Here is an 18,665-nt window from a genome sequence, read left to right as displayed (position 1 = left end):
AGGGACCCCCGATTCTTTTGCCTGGGGAAGGCGAGAGGTATTCTCCGCGCCATGTGTAACTGTATATATAATTTATGCAAACCAAACAAGGAGGGAAAACAATATGTCAATCACAGCTGAAACAGCGAAAGAACATGCTCATGATCCTGCGGTATTATGTTGTAGAGCCGAAGCAGGCATTACAATCGAAGCTGCTAATCTTGAAGATCCGGCGATCTTTGATGACTTGGTAGATTCAGGATTATTGAACCTGGATGGTGCATTGACCATCGAAGAAGTTTTGGGAGCAAAACTTACAAAAACATGTGATTCTCTTTGCCCGTTAACTGCAGATGTAGTTGAAGGTGCAAAAGCGCCGACTGCTCCAGCAGCAGAAGAGGCAGAAGAGGAAGCGCCGGCAGCACCGGCACCGGCTGCAGCACCTGTAGCAGGACCTGCGGCAGGCGGAACACTTAAGATCCACATTGGAGAAGGCAAGGACATTGATCTTGAGATCCCAGTTGGAGCGCTTGGCGGCGGAGCAGCAGTTGCACCATTGCCGGCAGGAGCAGAGGCAGTTGTTGCAGGAGCAGCAGCACCAGAAGCAGCTGGAGAAGAAAAGGTTGTAAGAAGTTTAACAAGAAAACACTTCACGATCACAGAGGTTAAGAGAGGACCAGAGACCAAGATCGAAGGAACAACTCTTTACATCCGTGAAGGCATTGAGTCAGAAGTTATTGACAACCAGGAGCTTGTAAAAGATTTCAAACTGGAAATCATCACTCCTGATTTATATCACACATATTCCGAGACTGTTATGGACGTTCAGCCAATCGCTACAAAAGAAGGCGATGATGAACTCGGAACAGGTGTTACAAGAGTACTTGACGGCGTTGTTATGATGCTGACAGGTGTTGACGAAGGCGGAGTTCAGATTGGCGAGTTCGGTTCTTCAGAAGGATACCTTGATGAGAACATTATGTGGAATCGTCCGAGCTGCCCAGATAAAGGCGAGATCTTTATCAAGGGTAACATCGTAATCCAGGAAAAGACAAACATGGAACGTCGTGGACCTATGGCTGCTCATACAGCATTTGATGTAATCACACAGGAAATCCGCGAAGTTATGAAGAAACTTGATGACAGCCTTGTTGCTGATACGGAAGAACTGAAGCAGGTTCGCCGTCCGGGCAAGAAGAAAGTCGTTATCGTTAAGGAAATCATGGGACAGGGAGCTATGCATGACAACTTTATCCTTCCTGTAGAGCCTGTTGGCGTTCTAGGCGCAAGAGCTAACGTAGACTTAGGAAACGTACCGGTTTGCGTATCTCCATTGGAAGTTCTTGATGGATGTATCCATGCATTAACATGTATCGGACCTGCATCTAAGGAAATGTCCAGACATTACTGGAGAGAGCCATTGGTTCTGGAAGCATTGCATGACCCGGAAGTTGACCTTTGCGGCGTTGTATTTGTAGGATCTCCTCAGATCAATGCTGAGAAATTCTATGTATCCCGTCGTGTAGGCCATACCGTAGAAATGATGGATGCTGATGGAGCTTTCGTTACAACGGAAGGTTTTGGAAACAACCACATCGATTTCGCAAGCCATATCGAGCAGATCGGTATGAGAGGAATTCCGGTTGTTGGCATGTCTTACTGTGCAGTTCAGGGCGCTCTGGTTGTTGGTAACAAGTATATGACATACATGGTTGACAATAACAAGTCTGAAGCTGGTATCGAGAACGAGATTCTTGGTAACAATACGCTTTGCCCGGAAGATGCTGTTCGTGCACTTGCTATGCTTAAGACTGCAATGGCAGGCGAAGACGTTAAGGCTGCTGAGAAGAAGTGGAATCCAAACGTTAAGTCTACAAACGTAGAGTTAATTGAGAGCACATACGGTACAAAGGTTGATCTTGTTGAAAATGAGCAGGCTCTTCCGATGAGTGAAAAACGTAGATTAAAATACAGCTAAGCCGGGTGCCCGCGAATGAATAATGAACGTTTGAATTATGGCGATAGAGTCATTTACATGGAAGGTGTTGTCGTTGACGTTGATGACTGCAGTATCAGCGTAGACTTGAAAGGACGCTTAGGGTTCTTCAAAGCACCGAGACGAATGTTTATCTGTGATACTGAGCCGAAGGTGGGGCAGGAATTCGGATGGAACATGAGTTTTCCGGAACAGTTGGGACCGGAGATAAATGACAAATACGTCAGCAACATAGAAAAAGAACGGCGCAAACAAGAAGAGATGCGCATACGTTTGGATGATAATAAGGAGGTCTAAAAATGAGTTTAACGGTTGTTAAAGGTTTACAATCTGAAATATTCGTTCCTATTACTCCACCATCAGTATGGACTCCTGTAACAAAAGAGTTGAAAGACATGTCTATCGCTCTTGCAACAGCTGCCGGTGTTCATAAGAAGGATCAGGAAAGATTCAATCTTGCTGGTGACTTTACATGGAGAAAAATAGAGAACACAACACCATCTAGCGAACTGATGGTATCCCATGGTGGATATGATAACAGTGATGTTAACAAAGATATCAACTGTATGTTCCCGATTGACAGAATTCATGAATTGGCTGCTGAAGGATTTATCAGGGCTTGTGCTCCGGTACATGCAGGATTCATGGGTGGTGGCGGAAACCAGGAGAAGTTCAAAGGCGAAACTGGTCCGGCTATCGCGCAGATGTTCAAAGAAGAGGACGTTGACGCAGTAATTCTCACCGCTGGCTGAGGAACCTGCCACCGCTCTGCAGTATTGGTGCAGAGAGCGATTGAAGAAGCTGGAATTCCTACTATTATTATTGCAGCTCTTCCACCAGTTGTTCGCCAGACTGGTACTCCTCGTGCAGTTGCTCCATTGGTACCTATGGGTGCTAATGCAGGTGGACCGCACAATGTTGAACAGCAGACACAGATCGTAAAGGCAACTCTGGAGCAGTTAGTTGAAATCCAGACACCTGGAAAGATTGTTCCACTGCCATTCGAGTATGTAGCTAAGATTTAATTTCATTAAATAAGGGGCAGATGGATTGTCATCTGCCCTTTTTTGAAAAAAGATATGACAATATATCGGAAAAGAATCCGTAATATTGTAATAAGGTCATGAAAGTAGTTATTAAATATCGGAGGTGACTTAAGTTGGCTGAAGAGGTAAAAGACCTGAGACGTCTTGTAATTAAAGCGTTCCACATGAATGATGTAGAGTGGGGTGAACATAATGATATTACTGTTGACGGTAATATGACAGTCAGTAAAGAAATGATTGATCAGCTGGTGGCTCAGGAGGAACACATTGAAAAAATTGATATTCAGATTATTAAGCCGGGGGATCATGACCGTTGGACGAATACGATTATGGATATCATACCGATCTCTACAAAGGTACTTGGAAAATTAGGGGAGGGCATTACCCATACCATTACCGGCGTATATGTAATGCTTACCGGCGTTGACGTAAATGGAAAGCAATGCCATGAATTCGGTTCTTCTGAGGGGAATCTGAAAGACCAGCTGTACTTGAACCGTGCAGGCACGCCGGGGGATGATGATTACATAATTTCCTTTGATGTAACGCTTGCAGCCGGAATGGGGCAGGAGAGGCCTGGACCGACTGCCGCACATAGGGCGTGCGATAAGTTTATCCAGACATACCGTGATAAGATGAAGAAGTTCAAAGGCGAGAAGTGTACGGAACGCCATGAGTACCATGATGTGGTAAGGCCGGGAAAGAAACGCGTCCTGATCGTAAAGCAGGTGGCAGGACAGGGAGCAATGTATGATACGCATCTGTTTTCCAAAGAGCCGTCTGGCGTAGAGGGCGGACGTTCAATTATCGATATGGGCAATATGCCGATCCTTGTAACTCCAAATGAGTACAGAGACGGTATTATCCGCTCCATGCAGTAGGAGGTGTTAATATGGGTATAGGACCATCAACAAAAGAAACATCATTGCATCACTTCAGGGATCCGCTGCTGGATGTAGTCTCTTCGGATACAGATCTGGATCTGATGGGAATTATCATCGTAGGAACACCGGACGATAATGAGGATAAGATGCTTGTAGGAACCAGGACGGCTGTTTGGGCCGAGGCAATGCGTGCGGACGGCGTAATCATCTCTTCGGACGGATGGGGAAACAGCGACGTGGATTACACGAATACATGCGAGCAGGTGGGGACGAGAGGCATCGCGGTGACGGGCCTTAATTTCAGCGGTACGGTAGCTCAATTTGTAGTTGTAAATAATTACCTGGATGGAATTGTGGATATCAATAAGAGCGCGGACGGGACAGAGACCAATGTGGTTGGGGAAAACAATATGGTCGAGCTGGATTGCAAAAAGGCGACTGCGCTTCTGAAACTTAAGATGCGAAAGAATGAGAAAAAGTAGCATCTGTTGTATAGTTATGCATCGTGTTAATTTATTGACGAATTAAAAGCAAAGAAAAGGCGCGACATATAGGTATGTCGTGCCCTTTCTTTTTGGTATGTCATTGAGAGGTTTTCCTCGTTGCATTGCAGTTTTGTCTTATATACAAAAGCTGGGGAATGCTCCTCGTAAAGAGGATGTATACATAAATTGAAGTTCACCATTGCAGGACCGTTCTTGGGGGAAATGATCGGCAATAGCGTAACTGCAATAACAACCAAAACGGTTACAACTTAATGTACGGCAGTTTTAAAAAATAAGCAGTTTCCTCCCAATGGGAAACCGCCGTTGGTTGTCGTACATTTAAGTTGGTTTAAATATATCACTTTTGAAATCTAGTGTCAATAGCCCATTTTCATTTTTATTCAAAATACCGACTAATTACTAAAAAAAGAGTATGTTTTGAGGCAATTTTAAATGTACAGATGAAAGGAATAGAAAAAAGGATGGCTCCTCGAGAGGAACCATCCTTGGATATCTTTATATAAACTATGCGATTACTAACTATGCTGCCTTTTTAGCATCTCTGAAGAACATGATAGATGTGTAAACCATTACTACACAGATGATGTAGGTCAATGTCTTCAGTGAGAACATACATGCAACCTTGTAAGCGATAAATACGCCGATGCATCCGAATACTGCCAAGTAGAAAGCGGCCTTTCTGTCGTACTTGCCTTCTTTGATAAACTTGAAGCAAGCAGCGTTCATAAGGAATGCACAAGATCCCATCATGATTGGGAAAGCAGTTCCAACTTCCATTCCCAGTGCACTAACTAATGCGAGACAAGGTGCGTACAGACCAACACCGATCATCATAAGAGCGCCTAAGAAGAAGTTAACAACAACACCAATTACTAATTTGATTCCTGTTAAGCCTAATGCTGTACCAGCCATACCGAAAGGTCCTACACCTGCATTTCTGCAAGCCATTACGACTGCAAGAATCATAAGACCAACACCAAGACCAATACGAACATACTTAACATTCCATTTACAAACGATACCAGCACCAACAAGAGCACCAACAACAGAGCCTGCAAGCATTAATACTAAGGTAAGTGGATCAATGTCAACGAAACTGAAGAACAGTAATGCTTCCAATGTTACAGGGAATGTATCTCCAACATTCAGTGTTCCAGGAATTGTCTCGTCCGGGCTTGACTTTGTAAATTTGAACCCGGCCTGTGTGGTTGCGTAACTACCGATTCCCCATGTATCAAGAAGGTTGGTAATGCAGCCGATGATTGCTAAAGGTACGGCTTTTTCTTTTGTAAAATCTTCTTTGTGAGCAAGCAGGTCTTTTACAAAGAATCCTAAAGATACTAATGCAAAGAGTCCCAGCACGATACGTAAAATCATAATAACGTTCATAGTTCATCCCTCCAGATTGTTTAAATGTATCAAAAAAATAGGAACAGATAATCAACTATATGACATTGAAATATAAGCACCCCGATATGAATATATTTCGTTAAATTTAATACTATCTGTTCTTTTTCTAATTTTACCAATTTCTATAGAAAAAGTCAATCAGATTTATCGAAAATGCCTAACAAAAACTGGGCGGAGAACCTATAAATGTTAATTAAATAACGTAAATAAGGTGTTCTTTGGATGATGATTGACAAATGATTTTCTTTTCTATAAAATAGGAAACTATGGGCCGAAGGGAAAATGTAAAGGAAAGACTGATATTGTATGAAAAAAAATACAATATTTCCCCGAAAAGGCTTGCAAAATACTTTCCCATCAGATATACTAAGAGGGCTGTGACATTGATAGCGTAGAAGCGCGAGGTTGCTACTTATATATAGTAGGTTTTCCGTGGAGCGAATGTCAAGTTAGGAAACTGGCGACAAGTCACTGTACGAAACTATAACAGCCACTGAGATGTGGTAACAACGTGTGAGTTTCTCACGACACACACGGGAGAGTGTACAGTCACCGCTTGTCGTACTGAAGTTAAAAGTACGAAAAGGAGGCGACTTTTTTTATGGCAAGTCAAGTAATGAGAATCACTTTGAAAGCGTATGATCATCAGTTGGTTGATGCATCCGCAAAGAAAATCATCGAAACTGTAAAAAAGAATGGATCACAGGTGAGCGGGCCGGTGCCACTTCCAACTAAAAAGGAAGTAGTGACAATCTTAAGGGCGGTTCACAAATACAAAGATTCCAGAGAGCAGTTCGAGCAAAGGACTCATAAGAGACTCATCGATATCATTACGCCGACACAGAAGACTGTGGATGCATTATCTAGATTAGAGATGCCGGCTGGCGTTTATATTGATATCAAAATGAAAAACAAATAAGAACACAGTAATTCCTAAAATTTAGGATGAACGCTTGCACAAGCGTTCCGCTGTAAATCACAGGAGGTAATTATAATGAAGAAAGCTATTTTAGCGACAAAAGTCGGAATGACTCAGATCTTCAGCGAAGACGGAACATTGACGCCCGTAACAGTACTTCAGGCTGGCCCGTGTGTTGTAACTCAGGTCAAGACTGTTGAAAACGATGGCTACGATGCGGTTCAGGTTGGATTCGTTGACAAGAAAGACAAGATTGTAAACAAGGATAAGAGCGGCAAGAAAGAGATCGCTCATCGCCATGGCGTGACAAAGGCTGAGCAGGGACATTTTGCAAAAGCCGGCGTTTCAGGAAAGAGATTCGTAAGAGAATTCAAACTTGAGAATGCAGGAGAATATGAACTTGCACAGGAAATCAAGGCAGATATCTTCGAGGCAGGCGACAAGATCGATGCTACGGCAATCTCCAAAGGTAAGGGATTCCAGGGCGCGATCAAGAGACATGGCCAGCACAGAGGTCCAATGACACATGGTTCTAAGTTCCATCGTCATGCGGGATCCAACGGAGCGGCTTCTGATCCGAGCAAGGTATTCAAAGGAAAGAAGATGCCGGGACACATGGGAAGCAAGAAGATTACGATTCAGAATCTTGAGATCGTCCGTGTAGACGCAGAGAACAACCTGATTTTAGTGAAGGGCTCTGTACCGGGACCGAAGAAATCCTTAGTAACTATTAAAGAAGCAGTAAAGGCTAACTAGGCTAGGCGAAGGAAGGAGGACACGTAAGATGGCTAACGTATCTGTTTATAATATCGAAGGCAAAGAAGTTGGTACGATGGATTTAAGCGATGCGGTATTTGGTGTTGAGATCAATGAACACCTTTTACACATGGCAGTTGTAAACCAGCTTGCAAACAAACGTCAGGGAACACAGAAAGCGAAGACACGTTCTGAAGTTTCCGGCGGCGGCAGAAAACCATGGAGACAGAAAGGAACAGGTCACGCAAGACAGGGTTCTACAAGAGCTCCGCAGTGGACAGGCGGTGGAGTAGTATTCGCTCCGGTGCCGAGAGACTATTCATTCAAGATGAATAAGAAAGAGAAGAGAGCAGCTCTTAAATCCGCTCTCACAGCAAAGGTAGAAGAGAAGAAGTTCATCGTTGTTGATGAGATCAAGCTTGATGAGATCAAGACGAAGAATTTTGCAAATATCCTGAAGAATTTAGATGTATCCAAAGCATTAGTAGTATTAGAAGATGGAAATACAAATGCAGAAGTTTCCGCAAGAAACATTGCAGACATTAAGACTGCAAGATCTAATACGATCAATGTGTACGACATCTTGAAGTACAACACAGTAATCGCAACGAAAGCTGCTGTTGCCAATATTGAGGAGGTGTACGCATAATGGCTAACGTTCAATATTATGATGTAATCCTTAAGCCAGTTGTAACTGAGAAGAGCATGGAACTTATGGGAGAAAAGAAATACACATTTCTGGTTCATCCGGAAGCAACCAAATCTCAGGTGAAAGAAGCAGTTGAGAAGATGTTTAACGGCACAAAAGTAAAAAGCGTTAACACAATGAACTACGCTGGCAAGAAGAAGAGAGTCCGCGGAACAATGCAGTTCGGAAAGACGGCAAAGTCTAAGAAAGCAGTTGTTCAGTTAACAGAGGACAGCGCAGATATCGAGATTTTCGAGGGGTTATAGGAACTGAGCGCTGAGAATAAAACTCGTGAATTCATACGGATAGAAACCGTGACAATAAACAATCGAAAGGAGAACTATCATGGGAATTAAAACTTATCGCCCATATACGCCTTCCAGAAGACAGATGACTGGCTCTGATTTCTCAGAGATCACCAAGACAACGCCAGAGAAGTCTTTACTGGCTCCAAAGACCAGACAGGCAGGACGTAACAATCAAGGTAAAATCACAGTTAGACACCGCGGAGGCGGAGCTAAGAAGAAATATAGAATTATCGACTTCAAGAGAAGGAAAGACGGAATTGCGGCAACTGTAATCGGTATCGAGTACGATCCGAACAGATCAGCCAATATCGCTTTGATCTGCTACGAAGACGGTGAAAAAGCATATATCATCGCGCCACAGGGACTGACAGACGGCATGAAGGTTATGAATGGACCAGAGGCCGAAGTAAAGGTTGGCAACTGCCTTCCGCTTTCTGAGATCCCGGTAGGTACTCAGATTCACAATATCGAACTTTATCCTGGAAAGGGCGGACAGCTGGTTCGTTCCGCAGGAAACAGCGCTCAGCTGATGGCAAAAGAAGGCAAGTATGCCACTTTAAGACTTCCATCAGGAGAGATGAGAATGGTTCCGATTCAGTGCAGAGCATCTGTTGGAGTTGTAGGAAACGGAGATCACAACCTGATCAACATTGGTAAAGCAGGACGTAAGCGTCACATGGGTATCAGACCGACAGTTCGTGGTTCTGTTATGAACCCGAATGACCATCCGCATGGTGGTGGCGAAGGCAAGACTGGAATCGGACGTCCGGGTCCATGCACGCCTTGGGGCAAGCCAGCACTTGGTCTTAAGACAAGAAAGAAAAACAAAGCTTCTAACAAGATGATTGTAAGAAGAAGAGATGGCAAAGCGATCAAATAATACAGTTTACAAGGAGGTTAGAACCTATGGCACGTTCAATTAAAAAAGGACCATTCGCAGACGCAAGCCTGCTTAAGAAGGTTGATGCAATGAACGCATCCGGAGATAAGTCTGTCATCAAGACTTGGTCCCGCCGTTCTACAATCTTCCCAAGCATGGTTGGACATACAATTGCAGTTCATGACGGAAGAAAACACGTACCTGTATATGTAACAGAGGATATGGTAGGACACAAGCTTGGCGAGTTTGTAGCTACAAGGACATATAGAGGACATGGAAAAGACGAAAAGAAATCAAAAGTTAGATAATTACATTGTGAAAGGAGGGTTCATCCATGGCTAAAGGACATAGATCCCAAATCAAGAGAGAAAGAAATGCTAACAAAGATACAAGACCTTCTGCTAAGTTGTCTTACGCAAGAGTTTCTGTTCAGAAAGCATGTTTCGTATTAGATGCCATCAGAGGTAAGGATGTAACGACAGCACTTGGTATTTTAACTTATAATCCAAGATATGCTTCTAGTTTAATAAAGAAATTATTAGAGTCAGCAATTGCAAATGCTGAGAATAACAACGGTATGAATGCTGAAAATCTTTATATTGCAGAGGCTTATGCAAACAAAGGACCAACAATGAAGAGAATCAGACCTAGAGCGCAGGGAAGGGCTTACAGAATCGAGAAGAGAATGAGCCACATTACACTTGTGCTTGATGAAAGATAAGGAGGGCAATCATGGGACAAAAAGTTAATCCTCATGGCTTGAGAGTCGGTATTATCAAAGACTGGGACTCTAAATGGTATGCTGAAAAAGACTTCGCAGACTACTTAGTAGAAGACCATGAAATCAGAACGTATCTTAAGAAGAGATTATACAGCGCCGGTGTTTCAAGGATTGAGATCGAAAGAGCATCCGACCGCGTTAAGATCATTATCTATACAGCAAAGCCTGGCGTAGTAATCGGCAAGGGCGGAGCAGAGATTGAGAAAGTAAAAGGCGAGTTAGTTCGGTTTACAGATAAGAAGTTAGTTGTTGACATCAAAGAAGTCAAGAGACCGGATAAAGAAGCTCAGCTGGTAGCGGAAAATATCGCGTTACAGCTTGAGAACCGTATCTCTTTCAGGCGTGCAATGAAATCCTGCATGTCCAGAACAATGAAATCTGGAGCACTTGGTGTTAAGACATCTGTATCAGGACGTCTTGGCGGAGCAGATATGGCCCGTACAGAGTTCTACAGCGAGGGAACCATCCCGCTTCAGACACTAAGAGCAGACATTGACTACGGATTCGCTGAGGCTGACACAACTTATGGAAAAGTTGGTGTTAAGGTTTGGATTTACAAAGGCGAAGTTCTTCCGGAAAAAGCAGCAAAGGAAGGGAGCGATAAATAATGTTAATGCCAAAAAGAGTAAAACGTCGTAAACAATTCCGTGGTTCCATGAAGGGCAAGGCGCTTCGTGGAAACAAGATTACAAATGGTGAATATGGTATCGTTGCAATGGAGCCATGCTGGATTCGTTCCAACCAGATCGAGGCTGCCCGTGTCGCTATGACTCGTTATATCAAGCGTGGCGGTAAAGTATGGATCAAGATATTCCCAGATAAACCTGTAACTACGAAACCAGCTGAGACACGTATGGGTTCTGGTAAAGGAACCTTAGAATACTGGGTAGCGGTTGTTAAGCCGGGACGCGTTATGTTTGAAATCGCAGGCGTATCAGAAGAAGTTGCAAAAGAGGCGCTTCGTCTGGCAACTCATAAGCTGCCATGTAAATGTAAAATAGTTTCTCGCGCAGACTTAGAAGGCGGTGATAACAGTGAAAATTAATGAATTTGTAGAAGATTTAAGAACAAAATCAGCTGCAGAATTGAATGAAGAATTAGTAGCTGCTAAAAAGGAACTTTTCAACCTGAGATTCCAGAATGCAACAAATCAGTTAGACAATACAAGCAGAATCAAGGAAGTCAGAAAAAACATTGCCAGAATTCAGACGATAATTACTGAAAAGGCAGGACAATAGTGATTAGCGAGGTTCTGTCAGGCTTGGCGAAAAGAACTTCATTCACAATGAAAGGAGTATAGACTGTGGAAAGAAATCTTAGAAAAACCCGTGTGGGCAAGGTTATCAGTAATAAAATGGATAAGACCATAGTTGTTGCAGTTGAAGATCATGTAAAACATCCGCTTTACAAGAAGATTGTAAAGAGAACTTACAAGCTGAAAGCTCATGATGAAGCAAATGAATGCAACATTGGCGACAAAGTAAAAGTAATGGAAACAAGACCGTTATCTAAGGACAAGAGATGGAGACTTGTTGAAGTTATGGAAAAAGTGAAATAGTATAAGGAGGGAAACCTGCATGATACAGCAAGAAAGCAGACTGAAAGTAGCAGACAACACAGGTGCGAAAGAATTACTGTGTATCCGCGTACTTGGTGGTTCAACAAGAAGATATGCAAGTATCGGCGATGTAATCGTTGCGACCGTTAAAGATGCAACACCAGGCGGCGTTGTTAAAAAGGGTGACGTAGTAAAAGCTGTAGTTGTTCGTACTGTAAAGAGTACTCGTCGTAAAGATGGCTCATACATCCGTTTTGACGAAAATGCTGCTGTAATTATAAAAGATGATAAGACACCAAGAGGAACCCGTATCTTCGGGCCAGTAGCGAGAGAGCTCCGTGACAAGCAGTTCATGAGAATTGTGTCCCTGGCTCCGGAAGTACTATAAGGAGGTGCGCGAAAGATGTCTATGTTAAAAATCAAAAAGGGCGACACTGTAAAGGTGATCGCTGGCAAAGATAAAGACAAAGAAGGCAAAGTTATTGCCATTGACCAGAAAGATGGTAAGGTTGTTGTTGAAGGAGTCAACATGCTGACAAAGCACACGAAACCAAGTGCTTCCAATCAAAATGGCGGCATCATTCATCAAGAAGGACCTATCGATATTTCCAACGTAATGTATGTTCACAAGGGAAAAGCAACCAGAGTGGGCATCAAGATGGATGGTGACAAGAAGGTTCGTTACGCAAAATCAACAGGCGAAGTAATTGATTAATTTGAGGAAGGAGGTCCAGTGCTTTGAGTAGACTGAAAGAACAATACCAGAACGAAATCGTTGACGCATTGACAAAAAAGTTCGGTTATAAAAATATTATGGAAGTGCCAAAACTCGAAAAGGTTGTTATCAACATGGGTGTTGGCGAAGCAAAAGATAATGCTAAGCTTTTAGATTCAGCAGTTGCTGATCTTGAGAAGATTACAGGTCAGAAGGCAGTTATTTGCAAGGCAAAGAAGTCCGTTGCTAACTTCAAGTTAAGAGAAGGTATGCCAATCGGATGCAAGGTTACATTACGTGGAGAGAAGATGTATGAGTTCGTTGATCGTCTGATCAACCTCGCCCTGCCTCGTGTACGTGACTTCAGAGGCGTCAACCCTAACGCGTTTGACGGAAGAGGAAATTATGCCCTCGGCATCAAAGAGCAGCTTATCTTTCCGGAGATCGAGTATGATAAGGTTGACAAGGTAAGAGGAATGGATGTAATCTTTGTCACGACTGCAAAAACAGACGAAGAGGCGCGTGAATTGCTAGCACAGTTCAACATGCCATTTACAAAATAAGGAGGTAAATTATGGCTAAGACAGCGATGAAATTAAAACAGCAGCGCAAGCAGAAATTCTCTACAAGAGAATACAATCGTTGCAGAATCTGTGGACGTCCACATGCATATTTGAGAAAATATGGCATCTGCCGTGTTTGCTTCCGCGAACTGGCATATAAAGGACAGATTCCAGGCGTTAAAAAGGCTAGTTGGTAGGCACTGAACACTTAGAGAGGCGGAGCCGAACTTAGTGAGCAGGCCGTTCTCTGAGCGTTAGTGAAGAGAACTTCATAATGAAGGAGGTATAGGACAAATGACTATGAGTGATCCAATCGCAGATATGCTTACAAGAATCCGTAATGCAAATACTGCTAAACATGATACAGTAGATGTACCATCATCTAAGATGAAGCTTGCTATCGCTAGCATCTTACTGGATGAAGGATATATTGAGAAATATGACATCATCGAAGATGGAATATTCAAGACCATCCGTATTACGCTGAAATACGGAGCAGATAAGAACGAGAAGGTAATCACGGGACTTAAGAGAATCTCTAAGCCAGGACTTCGCGTTTATGCTGGAAGCGCTGACGTACCGAAGGTATTCGGCGGACTTGGAACAGCAATCATCTCAACAAACCACGGCGTAATCACAGACAAAGAAGCAAGAAAACTGGGCGTAGGCGGAGAAGTACTCTGCTACGTGTGGTAAACCGAAAGCAACAAAGAAGTAACTGAAAACAGAAGAGCCACACAAAGCCGCTCTTCCGAAAATTTAAGTTAAGGAGGAAAAGGTATGTCACGTATAGGAAGACTGCCAATCGCAGTTCCAGCAGGAGTAACTGTTGAGATTGCAGAGAATAACAAAGTGACTGTAAAAGGTCCAAAGGGAACCCTTGAAAAAGAACTTCCGGCAGAGATGGAAATCAAGCAGGAAGGCGACGAAATTGTTGTAACAAGACCGAACGACTTAAAGAAGATGAAATCTCTTCATGGTCTTACAAGAACACTGATCAACAACATGGTTGTTGGCGTTACAGACGGATACCAGAAGGTTCTGGAAGTAAACGGTGTTGGATATAGAGCAGCAAAATCAGGAAACAAGTTGACATTAAGTCTTGGATACTCTCACCCAGTAGAGATGATTGACCCAGAAGGCGTTGAGACGGTAATGGAAGGACAGAACAAGATTATCGTCAAGGGTATCGATAAAGAAAAAGTAGGCCAATACGCAGCTGAAATCAGAGATAAGAGAAGACCTGAGCCATACAAGGGCAAAGGTATTAAATATGCTGATGAAGTTATTAGACGTAAAGTTGGTAAGACTGGTAAGAAATAAGTAAGGAGAGTGTGAAAATGGTTAGCAAAAAATCAAGAAGTGAAGTTCGCGTAAAGAAGCACAGAAGAATACGTAACCGTTTAAGTGGCACGCCTGAGTGCCCACGTTTGGCTGTGTTTAGAAGCAATAATCATATGTATGCTCAAATTATTGACGATACAGTTGGAAATACTCTGGTTTCCGCTTCCACTCTTCAGAAAGATGTGAAGGCAGAATTGGAAAAAACTAACAACGTTGATGCAGCAGCATATTTAGGAAAAGTGATTGCCGAGAAGGCGATTGAAAAGGGTATTAAGGATGTAGTCTTTGATAGAGGCGGCTTTATATACCAGGGCAAGATTCAGGCATTAGCAGACGCAGCAAGAGAAGCTGGATTGAATTTCTAGAAGGAGGAGCACACATGAAACAAGAACGTATTGATGCTAGTCAGTTAGAGCTAAATGAAAAAGTGGTATCAATTAAGCGTGTAACCAAAGTTGTTAAAGGTGGCCGTAATATGAGATTCACAGCTTTAGTAGTTGTTGGCGATGGTAATGGCCATGTTGGTGCAGGCTTGGGAAAAGCGACTGAAATCCCGGAAGCAATCCGCAAGGGAAAAGAAGACGCAGCGAAAAACCTTATCACTGTAGCATTGGATGATAATGAAAGTATTACACATGATTTTATCGGCAAATTCGGAGGCGCTTCCGTACTGCTTAAGAAGGCTCCGGAAGGTACTGGAGTAATCGCCGGCGGTCCGGCGCGTGCCGTAATCGAGATGGCAGGAATCAAGAATATCCGTACAAAATCTCTTGGCTCCAACAACAAGCAGAATGTAGTTCTGGCTACAATCGATGGCTTACGCCAGGTTAAGACTCCGGAAGAAGTGGCTAAGCTTCGCGGTAAATCTGTTGAAGAGATCTTAGGCTAAGGAGGTAGATTAAGATGGCAAATTTAAAGGTTACATTAGTGAAATCTACAATTGGTGCTGTACCAAAGCATAAGAAGACTGTAGAAGCTTTAGGCTTGAGAAAAGTAAACAAGACAGTTGAACTGCCAGACAATGCAGCAACAAGAGGTATGATTAAACAGGTATCTCACCTGGTAAAAGTAGAAGAAGCATAGTAATAAAAATTCAGATAAGGAGGTGTCACAATGGATTTATCAAACTTAAGACCTGCTGACGGAGCAAAGCACAATGATAACTTCAGAAGAGGACGTGGACACGGTTCTGGAAATGGCAAGACAGCCGGTAAGGGACATAAAGGCCAAAAGGCTCGTTCAGGAGCAACAAGACCTGGTTTTGAAGGTGGCCAGATGCCATTATATAGAAGAATACCAAAGAGAGGATTCACTTGCAGAAACTCTAAAGAAATCATTGGTATTAATGTAAGCGCTCTGGAAGTATTTGATAATGACGCAGTTGTTTCTGTAGATACGCTGATCGAGCAGGGTATTGTCAAGAATCCAAAGGATGGAGTCAAGATCCTTGGAAACGGCGAACTGACAAAGAAGCTTACCGTACAGGCAAATGCATTCAGCGCAGGCGCTGCAGCAAAAATTGAGGCTTTAGGTGGAAAAGCAGAGGTGATCTAATGTTAGAGACATTCCGAAAAGCATTTCATATCAAAGATATTCGCAAGAAGATCGGATATACGTTTTTGATGTTAATCGTAATAAGAATTGGATCACAGTTGCCAACACCGGGGGTAGACTCCAATTATATTCAGCAATTTTTTGCACAGAACACTGGTGAGGCGTTTAACTTGTTTAACGCTTTCACCGGTGGCTCTTTTGAGCAGATGTCAATATTTGCTCTGAGCATTACGCCATACATTACTTCATCCATCATTATGCAGCTTCTTACGATTGCGATTCCAAAACTAGAAGAGATGCAAAAGGAAGGGGAAGATGGACGGAAAAAGATTGTTGCAATCACGCGTTATCTCACCGTCGCACTGGCACTGATCGAATCCCTTGCGATGGCAGTAGGGTTTGGCCGCCAGGGACTTCTGGTAGAGTATAATTTTGTGAACGCGGCAATTGTAGTTCTGACACTTACGGCAGGATCCGCATTCCTGATGTGGATTGGCGAGAGAATCACGGAAAAAGGCGTTGGAAATGGTATTTCCATCGTGCTGGTAATCAATATCATATCACGGATACCAAGCGATATGACTGCATTGTTCGAACAGTTTGTAAAGGGCAAGCCGATCGCATCAGCAGCACTTGCGGTTGTGATCATATTGGCGATTATCATTGCGCTCGTCGTATTCGTTGTTATTCTCCAGAGCGGTGAGAGAAGAATCGCAGTACAGTATTCCCAGAAAGTAGCCGGAAGAAGAACCTACGGCGGACAGTCAACGAACATTCCGCTGAAAGTCAATACTGCAGGCGTAATCCCGATTATTTTCGCATCATCATTGATGCAGTTCCCGGTAGTGATTGCTTCCTTTATGAGGAAAGGCAACGGATCGGGAATCGGCAGCGAGATTCTGCGCGGATTAAACCAGAGCAACTGGTGCAATCCGGAACAGCTTAAGTATACATGGGGCTTGATCCTGTATATCGTGCTGACAGTATTCTTCGCATATTTTTATACTTCAATTACATTCAATCCGCTGGAGATCGCGAATAATATGAAGAAGAGCGGCGGATTCATCCCTGGAATACGTCCGGGCAAGCCAACGGTTGAATATCTGACAAAGATTCTGAACTACATTATCTTTATCGGAGCATGCGGACTTGTACTTGTACAGGTTGTCCCAATTCTTTTCAATGGATGGCTGGGAGCCAAGGTATCATTTGGCGGCACTTCCCTCATCATCATTGTCAGTGTTGTATTGGAGACTCTGAAGCAAATTGAATCACAGATGCTTGTACGTAACTACAAGGGATTTTTAAATAACTAACATTTTGACTCGCGGGATTTTTTTCGCGGGTTAAAATGCTATAAGGAGGAACGTATATGAAAATAATCATGTTAGGCGCGCCAGGAGCGGGCAAAGGAACTCAGGCAAAGAAAATTGCCGCAAAGTATGGTATTCCTCATATTTCAACAGGCGACATCTTCAGAGCGAATATTAAGAATGGAACCGAATTGGGCAAAAAAGCCAAGACGTACATGGATCAGGGACTTCTGGTACCCGACGAGCTGGTGGTAGATCTTGTCGTGGACCGCGTAAAGCAGGAGGACTGCAAGAACGGATACGTGCTGGATGGGTTCCCGAGGACGATACCGCAGGCGGAGGCGCTTGACAAGGCGCTTACGGACCTGGGAGAAAAGATGGATTATGCGATTGATGTCGACGTGCCGGATGAGAATATCGTACGCCGTATGTCAGGACGCCGTGCGTGCGTAGGATGCGGCGCTACATACCATCTCGAGTATGCCCCCACTAAGGCGGAGGGCATCTGCGATGTATGCGGCAAAGAACTGATTTTGCGGGATGATGACAAGCCGGAGACGGTTACAAATCGTCTGAATGTGTACCATGAGCAGACACAGCCACTGATCGACTATTATACAAAAGCCGGAATCCTTAAGACCGTTGATGGTACGGCAGACATTGAAGATGTATTCCAGGCAATTGTAGAGATATTAGGAGCGTAGGAACATGCCAATCACTATAAAATCGGCCAGAGAAATTGAATTAATGACAGAAGCCGGACGTATATTAGAGATTGTTCATGATGAACTAGCAAAGTCCCTGCATCCGGGAATGAGTACCATGGATATAGATCAGCTGGGAGAGGAAGTCATAAGGAGTTATGGGTGCATCCCATCTTTCCTTGATTATAATGGATATCCAGCTTCCATCTGCGTGTCGGTGAATGACGAGGTGGTCCATGGAATTCCTGACAGGCACCGCATCCTTCAGGACGGCGATGTGGTCAGCCTGGATGCAGGCGTGATCTATAAGGGCTATCATTCTGATGCCGCAAGGACTTACGGCATCGGGGAGATCAGCAAAGAAGCAGAAGACTTGATTAAAGTGACAAGGGAAAGTTTCTTTGAAGGTATAAAATATGCCAAAGAAGGCAATTATCTATTTGATATTTCGGCAGCAATTGGCAGATACGCCAGTGAAAGGGGTTACGGAGTCGTCCGCGACTTGTGCGGGCATGGAATCGGCACGGCCCTTCACGAGGCCCCGGAGATACCGAACTATGAGATGAACAGGAAGGGCGTGAAGCTTAAAAGCGGGATGACGCTTGCCATAGAGCCCATGATTAATGCAGGAACCTGGGAAGTCGACTGGCTGGACGATGACTGGACGGTCGTGACAAGAGACCATTCCCTGTCAGCTCATTATGAAAATACGGTATTGATCACAGATAACGAACCCAAACTTTTGACCTTATCAAAGTGAT

The 18,665-nt window shown here is 43.6% G+C and carries 30 protein-coding genes; 29 read left to right on the top strand and 1 reads right to left on the bottom strand.

What is annotated here, in order from left to right; genetic code table 11:
- The first annotated feature begins 103 nt into the window (after positions 1-103).
- The 5 genes from prdA (at position 104) to HDCHBGLK_RS02665 (ending at position 4,387) form a co-directional block, all read left to right on the top strand.
- Positions 104-1,957 carry a D-proline reductase (dithiol) proprotein PrdA gene (gene prdA / locus HDCHBGLK_RS02685; protein ID WP_004607309.1) on the top strand — a complete coding sequence of 618 codons (1,854 nt, stop codon included), beginning with the start codon at positions 104-106 and terminating at the stop codon, positions 1,955-1,957.
- Between the two features lie 15 nt (positions 1,958-1,972).
- Positions 1,973-2,272: a CBO2463/CBO2479 domain-containing protein gene (locus HDCHBGLK_RS02680; protein ID WP_004607308.1), complete on the top strand. Its 300-nt coding sequence runs from the start codon at positions 1,973-1,975 to the stop codon at positions 2,270-2,272.
- A gap of 2 nt (positions 2,273-2,274) precedes the next feature.
- A complete protein-coding gene (gene prdB, locus HDCHBGLK_RS02675) occupies positions 2,275-3,000 on the top strand; it encodes a D-proline reductase (dithiol) protein PrdB (protein ID WP_082210542.1) in 726 nt (241 codons plus the stop codon).
- 134 nt (positions 3,001-3,134) lie between these two features.
- The gene (prdD, locus tag HDCHBGLK_RS02670; RefSeq protein ID WP_004607305.1) at positions 3,135-3,902 is read left to right on the top strand and encodes a proline reductase cluster protein PrdD; all 768 of its coding nucleotides are present in this window, start codon (positions 3,135-3,137) and stop codon (positions 3,900-3,902) included.
- An 11-nt stretch (positions 3,903-3,913) separates the two neighbouring features.
- Positions 3,914-4,387, top strand: a complete 474-nt coding sequence (locus tag HDCHBGLK_RS02665; protein ID WP_004607304.1) for a glycine/sarcosine/betaine reductase component B subunit — start codon at positions 3,914-3,916, stop codon at positions 4,385-4,387.
- Positions 4,388-4,930: 543 nt separating this feature from the next.
- On the opposite strand, the gene HDCHBGLK_RS02660 is transcribed toward HDCHBGLK_RS02665, so the two are convergent.
- Complete coding sequence (locus HDCHBGLK_RS02660) at positions 4,931-5,800, bottom strand: sulfite exporter TauE/SafE family protein (RefSeq protein WP_004607302.1); 870 nt, start codon at positions 5,798-5,800, stop codon at positions 4,931-4,933.
- A gap of 622 nt (positions 5,801-6,422) precedes the next feature.
- Between HDCHBGLK_RS02660 and rpsJ the strand changes: the two genes are divergently transcribed.
- The 24 genes from rpsJ to map all read left to right on the top strand — a co-directional run bounded on the left by rpsJ (position 6,423) and on the right by map (position 18,664).
- Entirely contained in the window at positions 6,423-6,740 is a 318-nt protein-coding gene (gene rpsJ / locus HDCHBGLK_RS02655) for a 30S ribosomal protein S10 (protein ID WP_004607300.1), read from the top strand.
- 75 nt (positions 6,741-6,815) lie between these two features.
- Positions 6,816-7,496, top strand: a complete 681-nt coding sequence (gene rplC, locus HDCHBGLK_RS02650) for a 50S ribosomal protein L3 (protein ID WP_004607299.1) — start codon at positions 6,816-6,818, stop codon at positions 7,494-7,496.
- Between the two features lie 28 nt (positions 7,497-7,524).
- Positions 7,525-8,145, top strand: coding sequence for a 50S ribosomal protein L4 (gene rplD, locus HDCHBGLK_RS02645; protein ID WP_004607298.1), 621 nt, complete (start codon positions 7,525-7,527; stop codon positions 8,143-8,145).
- On the top strand, positions 8,145-8,450 hold the full coding sequence (gene rplW / locus HDCHBGLK_RS02640; protein ID WP_004607297.1) for a 50S ribosomal protein L23: 306 nt from the start codon (positions 8,145-8,147) through the stop codon (positions 8,448-8,450). Before rplD ends, rplW begins: the two co-directional genes overlap by 1 nt.
- Positions 8,451-8,529: 79 nt before the next feature.
- Complete coding sequence (gene rplB, locus HDCHBGLK_RS02635; RefSeq protein WP_009248182.1) at positions 8,530-9,372, top strand: 50S ribosomal protein L2; 843 nt, start codon at positions 8,530-8,532, stop codon at positions 9,370-9,372.
- 26 nt (positions 9,373-9,398) lie between these two features.
- Positions 9,399-9,680: a 30S ribosomal protein S19 gene (gene rpsS / locus HDCHBGLK_RS02630; RefSeq protein WP_004607295.1), complete on the top strand. Its 282-nt coding sequence runs from the start codon at positions 9,399-9,401 to the stop codon at positions 9,678-9,680.
- 26 nt (positions 9,681-9,706) lie between these two features.
- Positions 9,707-10,093, top strand: coding sequence for a 50S ribosomal protein L22 (gene rplV, locus HDCHBGLK_RS02625; protein WP_004607294.1), 387 nt, complete (start codon positions 9,707-9,709; stop codon positions 10,091-10,093).
- Positions 10,094-10,104: 11 nt separating this feature from the next.
- Positions 10,105-10,761, top strand: a complete 657-nt coding sequence (gene rpsC / locus HDCHBGLK_RS02620) for a 30S ribosomal protein S3 (RefSeq protein ID WP_004607293.1) — start codon at positions 10,105-10,107, stop codon at positions 10,759-10,761.
- On the top strand, positions 10,761-11,198 hold the full coding sequence (gene rplP / locus HDCHBGLK_RS02615) for a 50S ribosomal protein L16 (protein ID WP_004607292.1): 438 nt from the start codon (positions 10,761-10,763) through the stop codon (positions 11,196-11,198). The genes rpsC and rplP overlap by 1 nt, the downstream gene beginning before the upstream one ends.
- Positions 11,188-11,391 (top strand): 50S ribosomal protein L29, encoded by a 204-nt coding sequence (gene rpmC / locus HDCHBGLK_RS02610; RefSeq protein WP_004607291.1) that lies wholly within the window; start codon positions 11,188-11,190, stop codon positions 11,389-11,391. Before rplP ends, rpmC begins: the two co-directional genes overlap by 11 nt.
- Before the next feature lie 65 nt (positions 11,392-11,456).
- The gene (rpsQ, locus tag HDCHBGLK_RS02605) at positions 11,457-11,711 is read left to right on the top strand and encodes a 30S ribosomal protein S17 (protein ID WP_004607290.1); all 255 of its coding nucleotides are present in this window, start codon (positions 11,457-11,459) and stop codon (positions 11,709-11,711) included.
- A 19-nt stretch (positions 11,712-11,730) separates the two neighbouring features.
- Positions 11,731-12,099 carry a 50S ribosomal protein L14 gene (gene rplN / locus HDCHBGLK_RS02600; RefSeq protein ID WP_004607289.1) on the top strand — a complete coding sequence of 123 codons (369 nt, stop codon included), beginning with the start codon at positions 11,731-11,733 and terminating at the stop codon, positions 12,097-12,099.
- A gap of 15 nt (positions 12,100-12,114) precedes the next feature.
- Complete coding sequence (gene rplX, locus HDCHBGLK_RS02595; RefSeq protein ID WP_025642230.1) at positions 12,115-12,426, top strand: 50S ribosomal protein L24; 312 nt, start codon at positions 12,115-12,117, stop codon at positions 12,424-12,426.
- Between the two features lie 23 nt (positions 12,427-12,449).
- The gene (gene rplE, locus HDCHBGLK_RS02590; protein WP_004607287.1) at positions 12,450-12,989 is read left to right on the top strand and encodes a 50S ribosomal protein L5; all 540 of its coding nucleotides are present in this window, start codon (positions 12,450-12,452) and stop codon (positions 12,987-12,989) included.
- A gap of 11 nt (positions 12,990-13,000) precedes the next feature.
- Positions 13,001-13,186, top strand: a complete 186-nt coding sequence (locus HDCHBGLK_RS02585) for a type Z 30S ribosomal protein S14 (protein ID WP_004607286.1) — start codon at positions 13,001-13,003, stop codon at positions 13,184-13,186.
- Between the two features lie 97 nt (positions 13,187-13,283).
- Entirely contained in the window at positions 13,284-13,685 is a 402-nt protein-coding gene (rpsH, locus tag HDCHBGLK_RS02580) for a 30S ribosomal protein S8 (RefSeq protein ID WP_004607285.1), read from the top strand.
- 84 nt (positions 13,686-13,769) lie between these two features.
- Positions 13,770-14,312: a 50S ribosomal protein L6 gene (gene rplF / locus HDCHBGLK_RS02575; protein WP_004607284.1), complete on the top strand. Its 543-nt coding sequence runs from the start codon at positions 13,770-13,772 to the stop codon at positions 14,310-14,312.
- A gap of 17 nt (positions 14,313-14,329) precedes the next feature.
- The gene (gene rplR, locus HDCHBGLK_RS02570; protein WP_009248180.1) at positions 14,330-14,698 is read left to right on the top strand and encodes a 50S ribosomal protein L18; all 369 of its coding nucleotides are present in this window, start codon (positions 14,330-14,332) and stop codon (positions 14,696-14,698) included.
- A gap of 14 nt (positions 14,699-14,712) precedes the next feature.
- Positions 14,713-15,222: a 30S ribosomal protein S5 gene (gene rpsE, locus HDCHBGLK_RS02565; RefSeq protein WP_004607282.1), complete on the top strand. Its 510-nt coding sequence runs from the start codon at positions 14,713-14,715 to the stop codon at positions 15,220-15,222.
- 14 nt (positions 15,223-15,236) lie between these two features.
- Positions 15,237-15,416, top strand: coding sequence for a 50S ribosomal protein L30 (gene rpmD, locus HDCHBGLK_RS02560; RefSeq protein WP_004607281.1), 180 nt, complete (start codon positions 15,237-15,239; stop codon positions 15,414-15,416).
- A 30-nt stretch (positions 15,417-15,446) separates the two neighbouring features.
- Complete coding sequence (gene rplO / locus HDCHBGLK_RS02555; RefSeq protein ID WP_004607280.1) at positions 15,447-15,887, top strand: 50S ribosomal protein L15; 441 nt, start codon at positions 15,447-15,449, stop codon at positions 15,885-15,887.
- On the top strand, positions 15,887-17,203 hold the full coding sequence (gene secY, locus HDCHBGLK_RS02550) for a preprotein translocase subunit SecY (protein ID WP_004607279.1): 1,317 nt from the start codon (positions 15,887-15,889) through the stop codon (positions 17,201-17,203). The genes rplO and secY overlap by 1 nt, the downstream gene beginning before the upstream one ends.
- A 56-nt stretch (positions 17,204-17,259) precedes the next feature.
- Positions 17,260-17,904 carry an adenylate kinase gene (locus HDCHBGLK_RS02545; protein ID WP_004607278.1) on the top strand — a complete coding sequence of 215 codons (645 nt, stop codon included), beginning with the start codon at positions 17,260-17,262 and terminating at the stop codon, positions 17,902-17,904.
- 4 nt (positions 17,905-17,908) lie between these two features.
- On the top strand, positions 17,909-18,664 hold the full coding sequence (gene map / locus HDCHBGLK_RS02540) for a type I methionyl aminopeptidase (RefSeq protein WP_004607277.1): 756 nt from the start codon (positions 17,909-17,911) through the stop codon (positions 18,662-18,664).
- Position 18,665: the final 1 nt, after the last annotated feature.

Source organism: [Clostridium] scindens ATCC 35704 (genome assembly GCF_004295125.1).
GTDB classification, from domain to species: Bacteria; Bacillota; Clostridia; order Lachnospirales; family Lachnospiraceae; genus Clostridium_AP; species Clostridium_AP scindens.
The sequence above is the reverse complement of the archived record's forward strand: the minus strand, read 5'-3'. Positions and strand labels throughout refer to the sequence as shown.

Coding starts and splice junctions, on each gene's coding strand:
- prdA (WP_004607309.1), top strand. CDS start 104: ATGTCAATCACAGCTGAAACAGCGAAAGAACATGCTCATGATCCTGCG.
- HDCHBGLK_RS02680 (WP_004607308.1), top strand. CDS start 1,973: ATGAATAATGAACGTTTGAATTATGGCGATAGAGTCATTTACATGGAA.
- HDCHBGLK_RS02665 (WP_004607304.1), top strand. CDS start 3,914: ATGGGTATAGGACCATCAACAAAAGAAACATCATTGCATCACTTCAGG.
- HDCHBGLK_RS02660 (WP_004607302.1), bottom strand. CDS start 5,800: ATGAACGTTATTATGATTTTACGTATCGTGCTGGGACTCTTTGCATTA.
- rpsJ (WP_004607300.1), top strand. CDS start 6,423: ATGGCAAGTCAAGTAATGAGAATCACTTTGAAAGCGTATGATCATCAG.
- rplC (WP_004607299.1), top strand. CDS start 6,816: ATGAAGAAAGCTATTTTAGCGACAAAAGTCGGAATGACTCAGATCTTC.
- rplD (WP_004607298.1), top strand. CDS start 7,525: ATGGCTAACGTATCTGTTTATAATATCGAAGGCAAAGAAGTTGGTACG.
- rplW (WP_004607297.1), top strand. CDS start 8,145: ATGGCTAACGTTCAATATTATGATGTAATCCTTAAGCCAGTTGTAACT.
- rplB (WP_009248182.1), top strand. CDS start 8,530: ATGGGAATTAAAACTTATCGCCCATATACGCCTTCCAGAAGACAGATG.
- rpsS (WP_004607295.1), top strand. CDS start 9,399: ATGGCACGTTCAATTAAAAAAGGACCATTCGCAGACGCAAGCCTGCTT.
- rplV (WP_004607294.1), top strand. CDS start 9,707: ATGGCTAAAGGACATAGATCCCAAATCAAGAGAGAAAGAAATGCTAAC.
- rpsC (WP_004607293.1), top strand. CDS start 10,105: ATGGGACAAAAAGTTAATCCTCATGGCTTGAGAGTCGGTATTATCAAA.
- rplP (WP_004607292.1), top strand. CDS start 10,761: ATGTTAATGCCAAAAAGAGTAAAACGTCGTAAACAATTCCGTGGTTCC.
- rplN (WP_004607289.1), top strand. CDS start 11,731: ATGATACAGCAAGAAAGCAGACTGAAAGTAGCAGACAACACAGGTGCG.
- rplX (WP_025642230.1), top strand. CDS start 12,115: ATGTCTATGTTAAAAATCAAAAAGGGCGACACTGTAAAGGTGATCGCT.
- HDCHBGLK_RS02585 (WP_004607286.1), top strand. CDS start 13,001: ATGGCTAAGACAGCGATGAAATTAAAACAGCAGCGCAAGCAGAAATTC.
- rpsH (WP_004607285.1), top strand. CDS start 13,284: ATGACTATGAGTGATCCAATCGCAGATATGCTTACAAGAATCCGTAAT.
- rplF (WP_004607284.1), top strand. CDS start 13,770: ATGTCACGTATAGGAAGACTGCCAATCGCAGTTCCAGCAGGAGTAACT.
- rplR (WP_009248180.1), top strand. CDS start 14,330: ATGGTTAGCAAAAAATCAAGAAGTGAAGTTCGCGTAAAGAAGCACAGA.
- rpsE (WP_004607282.1), top strand. CDS start 14,713: ATGAAACAAGAACGTATTGATGCTAGTCAGTTAGAGCTAAATGAAAAA.
- rpmD (WP_004607281.1), top strand. CDS start 15,237: ATGGCAAATTTAAAGGTTACATTAGTGAAATCTACAATTGGTGCTGTA.
- rplO (WP_004607280.1), top strand. CDS start 15,447: ATGGATTTATCAAACTTAAGACCTGCTGACGGAGCAAAGCACAATGAT.
- secY (WP_004607279.1), top strand. CDS start 15,887: ATGTTAGAGACATTCCGAAAAGCATTTCATATCAAAGATATTCGCAAG.
- HDCHBGLK_RS02545 (WP_004607278.1), top strand. CDS start 17,260: ATGAAAATAATCATGTTAGGCGCGCCAGGAGCGGGCAAAGGAACTCAG.
- map (WP_004607277.1), top strand. CDS start 17,909: ATGCCAATCACTATAAAATCGGCCAGAGAAATTGAATTAATGACAGAA.